Raw genomic sequence first — 13,310 nt, 5'->3', positions numbered from 1 at the left:
TCTGGCCGTCTTTTCGCGGCGGTGCCGATGATGCGCGAAGTGCGTCGGTGCGCTCGATACGCCCTCGAGGGGCGGGTTGTGGTCATCGGGTCTTATTGATCAGAAAGCCGTTGCGGCTATATATCGTATTGCGAGATGCTAGGCCCTCTCGGATAGAGCACTTTAACAAGTCATCTTCGCACGTTTGTACGCGTCTCCTGTGGGCACATAGTGTTGATCAATTTGCTGGCTGCGATGAATACGACTGATAGACAGTCAAGCCAGCGAGTAACCACGCGCTCGTGTTTTCTTCTCCCGAGCGTTTTCGGCTGAAAGGCCGCGACGCCGAGTTGGGCTAATAGTTTGATTGATGCATCCTACTTCAGATCGCGCTGGATCTGGCCTAGGGACGTTCACGCATAGTCTGGCCCTCGTTCGGTCGCAGGTCCAACGGCGCTGGTGCCTGCTTTGGTCAGGCGGTCCCATCGTAAGGACGATGTCCCTCGTTCAGCCAAATTGCGGCCGATGGAAGAGAAGAACGCCGCCTCCGGGGAGGCTTTCAGCCGTGTAGGGCTCTCCGTGGATGAAAAAACGGGTCATGGGACATCCTGGTTCGGCAGAAGACCCAAATTTTGGAGCATGTCGACCATGACAGGCGAAGCTTCTCGGGGGCCGTGCCTCCAGTCATTACCAAACAACTCTCCGAGCTCAAGTAATTGCGGAGCCGGCTGATGACCCGGCGCCGGTTCGGCAGACGGGGGGAGAAGATGAGGCGCCAGCGCCGAAGGAGCGCTCTTTTGCAACTCGAAGGAGGCCGGCAGACCGAACCCTGTCGCAAGACCGTCGACATCTGAAGCTGCCTCGGGCGCGGCGGGCGCAGCTTCATCTGGTAGAACGAGGCGAGGGTGATGAATGAGCTGAACGTCGTTGCGGCCTTCCGGTCCCAACACGGCCGTATAGCGTTCGCCGCAAATTTCATAGTTCATGAAGGGATATTTCGCATCAGGCAAGAAGTCCCACTTTCCCAACGTGGACAACATCAGCTCGGGTGCATGCTGGGTGCCATGTGAAAAGTCTTTGGGCACGGCGAACGACACGTCAAATGTATCGCCGACGGCGGGACGAAGATGGATGAGTTGAACGTCATGATAGCCTTGCGGACCTAATACGGCCGCATAGTTTTCACCGCGAATGTCGAAGCTCCTTACCCGCTGTGTTGCATCCGGCAGCAAACCCCAGCGCCCCAGCTTGGAGCGCATCATATCTGGCGCGGGCTGGGTGCCGTGCGAGAAGGTCTCTGGAACGACCAAAGAAGCATCGAAGCTATCAGTGGCCGCTGGGGGCGTCTGCTCTAGCATGGCTGGGGCCGCATCGTCTCGGCGCGTCGTCAGTGCAGGATCTCGTGCAGATGCAGGATTTTGCGACCAGGCGCCGGGTTGCCAGGTTTCGGCACCGAAAAGATCTTTCTGGCCGATACTTGGCGTAGAAGGGTGGGCGGCTGACCACATTTCCGACCAGAACTCCGGCGCGTCGAGACCGTCAGCAAGGAGGTAGCCTTCACGATCCACGGCATGAAATAAATCTTCCTGAGCGGCACTTTGCACAGCCGAGCCGGTGGCTGAACTCATTGGCTGCCACCGCACGGGAGCATCGAAAGTCATGGTTGGCGGCAGCAGCTCCCGATCCGCAGCCTCGGAAAGCTCTTCCGGGGCGACACTTTGTACGGGCCAGTGGGCACTTGAATTCATCCCCGGCCACAGCACCGGTGCAGTGAAGCTAATTTCTGGCGGCAGGTCCTCGCGATCGGGGGCATCCAAAACTTGGGCCCCGAACCATTGTTCGTGCGAGGGAGAACGCATGCTTTGCCCAGACGCCGGTGAAAGCAAGCTGGGAACAGGAAGCTCGCCGCTCCGCTCGCCGGCATCGAAAAGCACATCCTCGGCCACACTTTGCTCGGGAAAATGAGCTGCCAAACCCATTTCTTGCCAACGCTGCGGAGCATTGAAACCGTGGTCTGAGAATTGTGAGCCCCGAAGCACTGCGCTTTGCAAAGACCGCTCTTGATCGGGATGATGGGCGGCCGACTCGGCGGCTGGCTGAGCTGGCAGACGCAAGGTGCTTGCTTCAGGCCCCGAATTGCTTTGCCTCACGAGTGCCCGATAGTCGCGAAGCCGATTCAATGCGTAGATGAGTTTCTTGTCGTTTGGAAATTTGGATTCAGCATAGCCGAGCAAGGCCTCGTGACTGAGCTTAGCCATCGACAAAGGTCGGAGTTCCGCCGCCAGCTTCCGGAGACTACTGGCATAATTATCGGCAAGTTTTTGCTTTATTGGTCGACCAAAACGTACCTTTGCGGCTTCCCTGATGAGCCGGTCGTCTTCCTTGGACGGGCGGTAATGGATCGTGATGGGCCGAGCGGTGGGATCAGTCTCGCGATACTGACTAAACAAACGATAGAGCGGCGACAATAACTTTGCCATTTGGCAGCAGCTTCTTGGCGCGGTCGAGCAACGTATCGCCATCGAGCCCGGCGATCGATTGGTCGGACTTCTCGAGCTCTTCAGCGAGCTTGCGAAGCCGACGATCATAAATTTCGACGGTGGTCGCGTTCGGTGTTGGCCCTCTCCTGAGGGCCGCGCCAGACGCCGCCTGGATGAGGCGATCATCTTCCGCAGCGATCTTATAAAGGTCCCTGTGGGGTACGTTGGACCGAGCTGTCGCGCCTCTCCCAGATGCTGCTCAAATGCCGCTTGTGGCGGCTGTTGTGGCCGTTGCACAGCGGCATCGGATGCGGCGGAGTGTTGTCGGCTGGGTTGATATCGGTGAGTCGGTCCATGGTCTCTTCGTAGGCAATCGCTGTCTGGTTCCATGCTACGAATGTTAGCTTTCCAAAATCTGACATGACCCGAGGGATGGATTAGGGCTTGGTAGATCCGTTCTTCGAGCGCGCTGCCCCTTTGTTCGGCGAATTTGTTCTTCGGGGCACATGAGCATCGGACAATGAATCCTGCGGTCACGCTTATCTCCAACATGCGGTCGCCGAGATAGCTGCGTCTAAACCTTGTAACACCCTCCTGAGTATTCCGTCATTCTGTTTGCTCCTTTCAGGTGCCGGAGCAGGTCACTGCAAGAGAAGGAACGCAGCATTCGTCGGCGCGGATTGGTGCTCAGGGGGATTGCAAATCTAGCATTGGCCATTTGCCAGAATCATTTTGACCAAGCTCGTATCATCGCCAACAATGCGCCGAGTTTGACATCCGCTAAGGATGTGGTGTCAGCCTCCTGGACATGTTGATGGTGCGCTTGCACCACGGCCTCGAACATTCTCGATACGTCTGACACAGGCCGGACATTTGCAGGACGGGCGCGTTCGTGTGTTCGAGAACACATCAGACATTCGGCGCGCTGGTGTGATCAGCAGATTTGCTGCCGAGTCTGGCAAATGAACGCAGCCGCGCGCTTTCGCTCGGAAATCATCTAATAATGCGATGAAACATCCGAAATTAGCGATGTGCGTTTGGTGATTGAACGGGCAGACCTCGGCGTGCGCGCCGGGAGTGCGAACTTCGAAGAGGTGCTGAAGAGAATTCATATCCAGGACTGGAGGCGGTAGCCTTATTAGCCAGGATCGTGGCTCCAGTGATACACCGCAGGAAATCTGGCAGCGCAACTTGCCTCCTGAACGGTGTGTGGACCGGTCTGCGCCTGCAAACGAGCACCACTGAGCACGTCGTATGTAGCCGTTGGCAGCCCAATGTCCGCGATCTTGCGCACCCGGCGTCTGAAAGCGATCGCCGATACGGTCACAAGATCCAATGCTTGGCACAAGCCGAGACCGCCCCTTCAGCGGAGCAACTTGGCAGGAGCTACTGGGCCCGGCATCATCTGATCCGACCGTAGGCATGAGTGTCATGGTGAGCTGAATTGAGAGCAGCTTCTTGAACGAAGAGGATCGAGAGATTGCGAGAGAAGAGGATGCCAAGCGAGGAGAGTAGATTGGAATACTCAACTATTGCGTTTGGCTGCTTTCAACCTCTACACATCCTTTCGTGACGCGCGGTTGCGTCGGCGGCGGAGTCCCTTTGTGATCGAAAAGAGGCGTTCAAAACGTGGCGGGGCATCTTGGTGAGCTGGAGAGCTAAAATGAAGGCGTTCGTTTTGAAACAGCTCAGCGTTGGAATCGAGTTCGACACACCTAGTCGCCATCGCGCATGCGGCCTGACCGAAGGCCTTCTGCGCCTGTCCCGCGGACTTTCAGCCGGACTTCCGAGAAAGGACCCGTGGTCCTCGCCGGCGAAGGTCGGATTGCTAACACGTATCGAGCGGCTAAGAGGCCGCTGAATCCGGGGGTGTGATGTCTTCGATCAGTCCTATGCTCCATATCGGCTTAAATCTGCATGGTGCTGGCGGTCACTCTGCCGCGTGGCGCTGGCCGGGCACAAATCCAAGCGCGTTTTTTGATATCGAGCACTACGTTCGGGCTGCGAAGCTCGCGGAGCACGGTTTGCTAGATGCGGTATTCCTCGCCGATACCCCCGCGATAAGTTTCGACATCACGCACCAACCGCCGCTCAATGGGCTCGAACCTACGCTGGTTCTCGCTGTGATTGCCCGAGAAACGCAGCGGATAGGGCTGATCGCCACCGCATCGACGACCTACAATGATCCCTACAATCTCGCCCGCCGTTTCCAATCGCTCGATGTCATCAGCGGTGGCCGTGTCGCGTGGAACGTAGTCACGACCTCGAGCCCCGCGACGGTGGCGAACTTTGGTGGGCCACAGGTCGCACGAGCGGATCGCTACCGACGCGCCGAGGACTTTGTTGAGACCGTCCGCGCTCTCTGGCTGAGCTGGGGTGGCGAGATGATCATCGCGGACCAGGCTGCGGGAATCTACGCAGATCAGAGTCGATTCCGGCTGCTCGATCCTGATAAGAATGGTTTTGGCATCCGAGGCCCGCTCACACATCCCGCTTCGCCTCAAGGTTATCCCATCATCGTTCAAGCGGGCGGTTCGGATCCTGGACTGCGGCTCGGTGCCCGCAGTGCAGATGTCGTGTTTGCCGCAGCCGGAGACTTGACAACGGCGCTGCAGGAGGCCGAGCGCCTGCGTGCTCTCTCTCGTCAATTCGGCCGCCCTGCGGCTCCGCTCATCCTTCCAGGTCTTGTCACCTGCATCGGCGGAACTGAAAAAGAGGCGGCTTGTCGCAAAGAGCAACTTGACGAGTTGCTCGATCTGGATCGTGCCATCACCGCTCTTGCACGAAGTATGGGGGTGGCCGCCGAGAAGCTTAGCCTCGAAAGGCCCATCCCGGAGGAAATGTTGCCCGATGCAGACAGCGTTCCGTTTTCTGTCGGTCACCATCGCACGATCGAAGCTCTGGCGCGTCAAGGCCGGACGGTTCGCGAGATCATCAGCAGCGTTCAGGCCTTTGGCCACCGCGTGCTGGTGGGCGCCCCCGAGCAGATTGCTGATTCGATCGAGGCTTGGTTCCACGCTGGCGCGGTCGATGGTTTCAACATCATTCCGGACGTTCTGGCCGACGGCACTGCGCCCTTTGTCGAGCATGTCGTGCCCCTCCTCCAGAAGCGCGGTCTATTTCGCACAGAATATCGGGGAGAGACATTGCGCGAGCATTTGGGAATTCCTCTTCACATCTAACCAGTGAGAACGACGAGCGCGTCAGCGGTCTGACGCTGCATTCTCCCGTCCGCATTCATTGCCTGGAGCTTGGAAATGTCTGTATCGAATACGCAATCATCAAGGCGTTTCACCTGCGGGTCGAACCGTCCAGGAAGAAGAGTAGCGGCGAGCCTATTGGTGCTGCAAAGTCTGTCACAGTTCGCGCCCAGCGGCCATGCCCAAGAGGCGTCGGCCGGCAACGTCAAACGAGGAGGCGTTATTCGTTACGGGCATTTTCAAGAACCGGCGTGCCTCTTCGGGGGATGGGTGCAGCAATGGTATCTGCAACGCCAATACAGCGACAACCTGGTTGCGCGCAGCGAGGATGGCAAGATTGTGCCATGGCTGGCCGAGTCATGGACAATCTCCGATGACAAGAAGGTATACACATTCGAGATAAAGCCGAATGTGAAGTTCACGGATGGCACTCCTCTGGATGCGCAAGCGATCGCTGACAATATCAACGGATGGCTCAGCAACGACCCTGATCTTCGTAATCCGACAGCCGCCCCTTATCTCAGCGATAGCTTCGAATCGGCAAGTGCAATCGCTACTCTGAGGCTACAGGTAACCTTGAAGGTGCCATTCCAACCCTTGCTGAACGTGTTCGCCCAATCCTCACAGGGCATTCTCTCACCATCCGCGCTCAAACGCGGCCTTGCGGTGAATTGCGAGAGCCCTGTCGGCTCAGGTCCATTCATTGTCGAGGAGTGGCGCCATGGACGGGAGGTCACCTTCCGCCGCAATCCCGACTACAACTCGGCGCCGGCCACCGCCAAACATAAAGGACCGGCTTACGTTGACGGGATCAGCTGGAAGTTCCTGCCAGACCAGACTGTTCGGTACGGCTCGTTCCTTACGGGCGAGACCGATGCCATATACGATATCCCGGCAATCGCATGGAAAGAGGCCAATTCCCGTTTTCCAGTATTGCGGCACATTACTGGCGGTACCCCTCTGCGCCTGGCCTTGTATTCGGCCCGCCCACCATTTGACGACGTGCTCGTCCGAAAAGCGTTCGCCTATTCTACTGACCGAAAGGCTGCGGTCGACACATCCTTCCTTGGCTCTTTGCCATTTGAGGGCAACGGTGCGCTAAGTCAGAGCTCGCCGGAATACCTGCGCGAGCTGGGGCAGTCCTATGGGTACGATAGTCGGAAAGCCAATCAGCTGCTTGATCAGGCGGGTTGGACCGAGCGTAATCCTAACGGCGTTCGTGTCAAGAATGGCAACCCGCTCATCGTGCGTGTGTCATATTCGAACGCTTTTCTGAAGCCAGATGGCGAGCAAGCCTTGCAAGCTATCCAGCAGCAGGCAAGGGCGGCCGGTTTTGACGTACGTCTTCAGCCCACCAATCCGGCTGATTTCTTCGCCGGAAAAAACCTTGGACCCAATGATTATGAGATCGTTCTTCTCTATTGGGTTGCCCCCGGCGCGGAGATATTCCGGATTTCGTGGAAGCCCGATCAGAATGGCGAGCCCAATCGCTTCAATCCCTCACGCTATCAGGATCTGACGCTTTGGGACATCATTCAAAAGGCGGAGCAGGAGTTCAATGCGCCGGAACGTGCCGCCCTCTATCAGCAGGCGGAACGGAAGATCGTAGATGACGCTGCTGTGATTGGCCTCACGGTGTTGGATGTAACCTTGGCGACCAAGCCAAACCTGAAGGACGTTTGGCTGGATCGCGGATCGGTTGGCGAACCCGTCTTCTATGACGCTCATTTCGATGGCGGGAAATGACGCCATGAGGATAATAGCCCATCAGCCCGTCGTTTGGGTCGCGCGCCGGATATTATCCGGTGTGGTTGTGGTGTGGGCTGCCGCAACTTTTGCGTTCTTGATTCAATGTGTGCTGCCTGGCGATCGCGCCCAGATCATCATCAACGTGACGAGTGGCAACGTCGGGCCGGCCTCGGCGGCGGAGCTTGCAGCGATCAATGCGAAATATGGCTTCGATCAACCGCTCGCGGTTCAATACGGCAGATACATATTGCAGGTTCTGCATGGTGACCTTGGCGAATCGTACCAGCAGCATCGGCCCGTCGCAGCGATCATCGCGGAACAGATTGGCCCCACAATCGCTTTGGCCATCGCGGCGCTGGTGACCGCATGGTTTATTGCAATTCTGACAACCTTGTTCATCGCTGGCCGAGACAACACATGGTCGAAGCTGCTCAATGACACGCAAGTCTTTTTGGCGACCGTGCCGCCATACTGGCTAGCCACAATTCTGCTGGTTCTCTTTGCGGTAAAGCTACGTATTTTTCCAGTTATCGGAGGAAATTCGCCGATCGGGCTCGTTCTGCCCACGCTTGCGTTGGCTCTCGAGCTATCGGGATTCTTCGGACAGGTCGTTCAGAACGAGTTCACGCGCGTGCTCGAGCAGCCCTTCGTTACGTCGGCAAGGGCACGGGGTATGAGTGATTTCGGCGTCAGGCTTCGCCATGTTCTCCGCCATGCAGCATTGCCGGGCATTACCTTATCAGGCTGGGCGCTCGGCAAACTGCTTTCGGGTGCTATTTTGATTGAGGCGGTTTTTGCCCGCCAAGGCCTGGGCGGAGTCCTTGTCGCCGCAACATCCTCGCGAGACGTTCCGATTGTCTCGGGAGCTGTTTTGATCTCTGCGGGTCTATTCGTTCTTGCAAGTGCCATCGCCGACCTGACTTACCGGGTTGTCGATCCGAGGATCAAGTTGACATGAGCATGTTCGCCGAAACCAACGTGTCTCGGCCACTGAAAGAACTCCTGGCGATCGTCCGCGATGTTCCCTTTCGAGTTGCTGTCTGTCTCATCGTCATTGGCTTCTTTGCCCTCGCGGCTGTCGCGCCAACGGTGCTGCAGACGCACGATCCGCTTGCTATTGATCTGGCATCGGCATTGCAGTCTCCATCGATCGGCCATTGGTTGGGAACTGATCAATTGGGTCGAGATCTTTACTCTCGCGTGGTGGAGGGGGCAGGTCAATCCATGACTATCGGGCTCGGCGCGACGGCACTGAGCATGTCCATCGCGATCGTATTCGGCGTCGCCGCTGCACTTTCTGGCGGCGTATTGGACAGCATCCTCAGCAGGATCGTTGATGTGCTCTTCGCAATTCCCACACTCCTTCTCGCCCTTGTGTTTGTGAGTGTTTCTGGGCCGTCGGTTTCGACTGAAGTCATAGCTGTCGGAATCGGCACAGCGCCAGGCTATGCGCGCATGATCAGGGGCCAGGTTCTTTCCGTAAAAAGGGCAGGGTATGTGGAGGCCGCCAAGGTGCTGGGCCATCCATTTCGCCGTATCGTCTGGAGGCATATTCTTCCCAACGCCATGAACCCGCTGGCGGCGATGATGACGATCGGCGTGGGTCAGGCAATTATCTGGGCTTCCGGGCTTGCCTTTCTCGGTCTTGGCGTCGCGCCGCCGGCCCCTGAATGGGGCGCCCTGCTTAATGCCGGGCGCAATTATGTGATCTACGCCTGGTGGCTGGAGATCATACCCGGTCTGGCAGTGACGGCGTTTGCGCTAAGCGTCACCATTGTCGGGCGCCATCTACAGGACCGTCTGGAAGGAAAATGGTGAATGTTGCAGGTTCGTCCCAAGCCTATCTCGCAGCAGGCAGACCTCCTCACTGTCGATTCGCTCTGTGTTTCTTTCGGGCGCGGCATCGCCGAGAAAGCGGCGGTGCGCGGTATGTCCTTCTCGCTCCGACCGGGCCGGTGCCTTGCGATCGTTGGTGAATCCGGTTCGGGAAAGAGCGTGACTGCGCGGGCGCTCGTAGGCCTCGCAGGTCGTCACGCCAATGTTTATGCACGCCAGCTGAGCTTCGAAGGGACGGACCTGATCGGCCTTAAGGATCGTGCGTGGAGGCGCATCCGCGGCAACGAGATTGGCTTTGTATTACAGGATGCACTCGTCTCGCTTGACCCGCTTCGCCGGATCGGCACAGAGATTGGTGAAGGCTTGCTCCTCCATGGTGCGGTATCATCGCGCAAGGAACTCGCGCGGCGGGTCATTGCTCTCCTTAAGCTCGTTGGTGTCCCTGAGCCCGAGATCAAGGCTCAGCAGCTGCCGCACCAATTGTCCGGCGGCCAGCGTCAACGGGCTCTCATCGCTGCAGCACTTGCGCTGGATCCACGCATCCTTATTGCCGACGAGCCCACTACCGCTCTCGACGTGACGGCGCAAGCCCATGTGCTGGCACTGCTCGAGGAGACCAAAACGAGGGGCAAGGCGCTGATCCTGATCAGCCACGATCTGGCAGTGGTCTCCCAGGTGGCGGATGAGGTCCTTGTCATGCGAGGAGGCGAAGTCGTCGAGCGCGGCATAGCCGCCCAGATTTTCAAGGAGCCGCGACACCCCTATACTCGTGAGCTGCTGGACGCTGTGCCATCAGGCCGGCCACGCGGCTCACGCCTCTCACCATCCACCATTGTGCGTTCGCCTCGGTGGCAAACGCTGCCACCCGTGCGATGCCTCCCGAGATCTCATTCCATCCTGCTCGAAGCAATAAACCTCGTGAAGCGCTTCAAGGCCCCGGATGGCACTCTAAGGGCCGCTGTGGACGGCGTCTCCTTCGAAGTGAGATCCGGTGAGACTTTGGGCATCGTGGGTGAGTCCGGATCAGGAAAGTCAACGATAGCGCGCATGGTCCTGGCGCTCGAGGAACCTGACGAGGGAGCCGTTCATTTTGCCGGCCTGCCTTGGACCACGCTCGCCGAACGCGAACGGCGGGTTCGGCGGCGGGCGATGTCGATCATTTACCAGGATCCTCTTGGCTCGTTTGATCCACGCTGGACGGTCGGACGCATCATATCCGACAGCCTTTCGAGCGACGTCGAGACACGGCGCATGCGGAAGGAGTGCGTCAGCGAGCTGCTCGATATGGTCGGACTATCGCAGGCCTTGCTGGGCCGGCGACCGCTCGAGCTCTCGGGCGGTCAGCGCCAGCGCGTGGCGATCGCCCGCGCGATTGCAACACGTCCCGCCATCATCGTCTGTGATGAACCGGTTTCGGCGCTCGATGTCTCGATCCAGGCTCAGGTCTTGGACCTGCTCGGCGATCTGAAGGAACGCCTCGGGGTAAGTTATCTCTTCATATCCCACGATCTCAGTGTTGTTCGCCATATCAGCGATCGCGTCATAATTATGCGCCGAGGGAGAATCGTCGATAGTGGTGCCACCGAAGAGATTTTTTGCAATCCACAGTCTGAATATACTAAGTGCCTTATCGCCGCCATGCCGCGTCTTGTCCGCGACCAACAGCTTGATCATTCAGCTACGGTCCTCGAAGAAGGCATTCCATGAATGCCTTCGAATTCGCTTCCTTTACTGTAAGATCGACTAGCTCCGATCGCGGGCGAATTCGCTTTGGTTGCGATTGAGGCGCCGGTTCATTGTTCGACCGGAATCGTCAATTGACGAGATGGACCGGACGGCGCGGGGCAGGGCTTACCGAGCTCGAACAATCTCGCCGTGAGGTCAACGATTAGCCTTGCGCCGAATTGCAAGTCGTCGATTGGGTGCCTGCAAGACCCGCAACTCCTGCGTTTCCCGCAAACATGCTCGATAGTTTCGCTCTCGCGACAGCGTTGTGCTCATGGTGCGGTCCCTGACAACGAGACCTTGTTTGTCAGGTTCGAAACATTCGGCATCGATGTCGCGGCCCCCATTCAGCCTTTAATCGCAACTGATGCGCCTGGCACGCTCATTGCTGTGTCGAAAATGAGTTGACGCCGGCTATGGGCTGACTGGGGCCCTGTCAACGATCACGTTTCCGCTCGCAAATCGTAGGCCCATTATGAAAAAGGAAGACCTTGACCGAGCGGATTCGAGGGAAAGCGGTGTGAATCTATTTATAACCGGGAGAGAGAGCAACTTCTGGGGGCATTGTCAAACGAGTGTTGCGGTTTTCAGCGTTACCACACCGCAAGCGTCAGTGGGGGCATGACCAGAATTCGGATGACATCTCGCAAACGCGCTGGCTACGGGGGGGCGACACACGAGGAGCCTCATTGACGCATCGTTTCGCCATGTCGCCGGCGAGTCCGCCACTCGTCGCATCGCGTATCTCAAACGTCGGGTAAAAAGAGGAAATGACCGACCGCTCGTAATCCGGGCAATACGGAATCGTCGACATGTCGCAAACGATCGGCGCTGGTAGCGCGTGCACCGCGAATGAAGGGGCAGAGCACGGGGCAGACTTGAGTAACAACTTTTCATCAGACGGCGAGTTTGTTCGGTACTGGAGCCGGGCTGTCGATCGGCCGCGCGCGGTGGCCGCTGTCGGGAGGCGAACCGAGGAGGCGATCAGAAGGACTGGGATTGGTTTGCAGCTGTCCTCCGAGGACTTTAGTGGTCTCGACCTGTCAGAATTCCCGTTGCGACGCTGTACCCTCAATCGTGCGCAGCTCTACGGAGCCAAGCTGGACCGAGCAGACCTTTCTGGGGCCAACCTCATATGTCCTGGGATGGAGAGGGCAAGTTTCCTAGGGGCCAAGCTCGATTTTGCCTATATGCACGCGATTGCAGCGCAGGTCTGCAACTTCGATGATGCCAGTCTGCGCAATGTAATTGATGCAACCGGCAGTCTATTTCACGGTTGCAGCATGAAAAGGACGCGCTTTGACAACGCCATGCTCAGCGGCCTTCTTGCCTACCAATGCGACGCCAGTGATGCTGTATTTGATGGCGCGGAGCTACAGGGATCGACCATCAATGAATGTTTCCTTCCTTCCGCTTCCTTCCGCTTTGCCAAGCTGAGCCAACTCACGATCACGAAAGCACATCTGGCATCTTGCTCGTTCTCCCAGTCAAAGGGGGACTGCTTATCGATCGTGCGTCCCACCTCGGTCGATGGTCTGATCCTGGAAGGCGCTCATCTTCCGTATCTGAGACTCTCAAAGGTAAGCGGCCGCATCGCAGCGAGAGCCATGAGCGCACCATTTGCCGATATTCACCTCTCAAATCTTCCAAATGCGGAGCTTGAGCAGGCAGACTTGAGCCAGGCGCGGCTTTTGTCCGTAAGCTTGTCCGACGCAAACCTGGTCGGTGCTGTGCTCAACGGTGCATCCATTCATTCCTGCCAGCTCGACGGAGCGGACCTATCTCTGGCATCCGGCGAATGTATTTCGATAACAGAGAGCACAATGCGAGCCGCCAAACTATCGGGCTTTCGTGGCCGCTGTGCCTTTGTGCGCGACTGTGATCTCGAGCGCGCAGACCTATCCAATGCTTATCTCTACAGGTCGATGATCACAGGTGATCCCCCGCAATCAATGGCACTGGATGAGGCAAATCTCGAAGGATCGAATCTCGTCCAGGCATATCTCGCCGCAGGAATGACGAGAACCAATCTGGAAGCAACGCGGGCCGCGTACGTTCGCATGAACCAATCGTCCTTGCGCGAGGCGAACCTGAGTGGGATGTCGCCATTCCAGGCCAGCTTCGTAAAGGTCGACTTTTCGGACGCTAAGATAACCACATTCGAGCCACCGTTCTTTGCAGACCGATGTCCGGGACTACAGGCCGCTCTGAAGGGGGATCAGCCACGCGAGCCATCAAGCTATCTAACCGAATTCTCATCGTTGATAAGACGGGGTCGAGAAGGGTCCACCTGACGGCTTTGGAGACTGCAAAACAGAAGGGAATGCAGTGACGGTGGGCT

At 57.7% G+C, this 13,310-nt stretch carries 7 protein-coding genes; 6 read left to right on the top strand and 1 reads right to left on the bottom strand.

The window, feature by feature from the left end:
- Positions 1 to 575: 575 nt before the first annotated feature.
- The gene (locus tag N2605_RS27780) at positions 576 to 2,459 is read right to left on the bottom strand and encodes a hypothetical protein (RefSeq protein WP_260343980.1); all 1,884 of its coding nucleotides are present in this window, start codon (positions 2,457 to 2,459) and stop codon (positions 576 to 578) included.
- 1,892 nt (positions 2,460 to 4,351) lie between these two features.
- Between N2605_RS27780 and N2605_RS27775 the strand changes: the two genes are divergently transcribed.
- The 6 genes from N2605_RS27775 to N2605_RS27750 all read left to right on the top strand — a co-directional run bounded on the left by N2605_RS27775 (position 4,352) and on the right by N2605_RS27750 (position 13,263).
- Positions 4,352 to 5,641, top strand: a complete 1,290-nt coding sequence (locus tag N2605_RS27775; protein WP_260343979.1) for an NtaA/DmoA family FMN-dependent monooxygenase — start codon at positions 4,352 to 4,354, stop codon at positions 5,639 to 5,641.
- A 159-nt stretch (positions 5,642 to 5,800) separates the two neighbouring features.
- Positions 5,801 to 7,405: an ABC transporter substrate-binding protein gene (locus N2605_RS27770; protein WP_260343977.1), complete on the top strand. Its 1,605-nt coding sequence runs from the start codon at positions 5,801 to 5,803 to the stop codon at positions 7,403 to 7,405.
- On the top strand, positions 7,377 to 8,366 hold the full coding sequence (locus tag N2605_RS27765; protein ID WP_260343976.1) for an ABC transporter permease: 990 nt from the start codon (positions 7,377 to 7,379) through the stop codon (positions 8,364 to 8,366). Before N2605_RS27770 ends, N2605_RS27765 begins: the two co-directional genes overlap by 29 nt.
- Positions 8,363 to 9,226 (top strand): ABC transporter permease, encoded by an 864-nt coding sequence (locus N2605_RS27760; RefSeq protein WP_260343975.1) that lies wholly within the window; start codon positions 8,363 to 8,365, stop codon positions 9,224 to 9,226. The genes N2605_RS27765 and N2605_RS27760 overlap by 4 nt, the downstream gene beginning before the upstream one ends.
- Positions 9,227 to 10,951, top strand: coding sequence for a dipeptide ABC transporter ATP-binding protein (locus tag N2605_RS27755; protein WP_260343974.1), 1,725 nt, complete (start codon positions 9,227 to 9,229; stop codon positions 10,949 to 10,951).
- Between the two features lie 830 nt (positions 10,952 to 11,781).
- On the top strand, positions 11,782 to 13,263 hold the full coding sequence (locus N2605_RS27750) for a pentapeptide repeat-containing protein (protein WP_260343973.1): 1,482 nt from the start codon (positions 11,782 to 11,784) through the stop codon (positions 13,261 to 13,263).
- Positions 13,264 to 13,310 lie beyond the last annotated feature (47 nt).

Origin of the sequence: Bradyrhizobium yuanmingense (assembly GCF_025200905.1) — a bacterium.
GTDB lineage: Bacteria > Pseudomonadota > Alphaproteobacteria > Rhizobiales > Xanthobacteraceae > Bradyrhizobium > Bradyrhizobium yuanmingense.
This window is presented reverse-complemented; position numbering and strand designations above follow the sequence as displayed.

Coding starts and splice junctions, on each gene's coding strand:
- N2605_RS27765 (WP_260343976.1), top strand. CDS start 7,377: ATGACGCTCATTTCGATGGCGGGAAATGACGCCATGAGGATAATAGCC.
- N2605_RS27780 (WP_260343980.1), bottom strand. CDS start 2,459: ATGGCAAAGTTATTGTCGCCGCTCTATCGTTTGTTTAGTCAGTATCGC.
- N2605_RS27755 (WP_260343974.1), top strand. CDS start 9,227: ATGTTGCAGGTTCGTCCCAAGCCTATCTCGCAGCAGGCAGACCTCCTC.
- N2605_RS27750 (WP_260343973.1), top strand. CDS start 11,782: ATGTCGCAAACGATCGGCGCTGGTAGCGCGTGCACCGCGAATGAAGGG.
- N2605_RS27775 (WP_260343979.1), top strand. CDS start 4,352: ATGCTCCATATCGGCTTAAATCTGCATGGTGCTGGCGGTCACTCTGCC.
- N2605_RS27760 (WP_260343975.1), top strand. CDS start 8,363: ATGAGCATGTTCGCCGAAACCAACGTGTCTCGGCCACTGAAAGAACTC.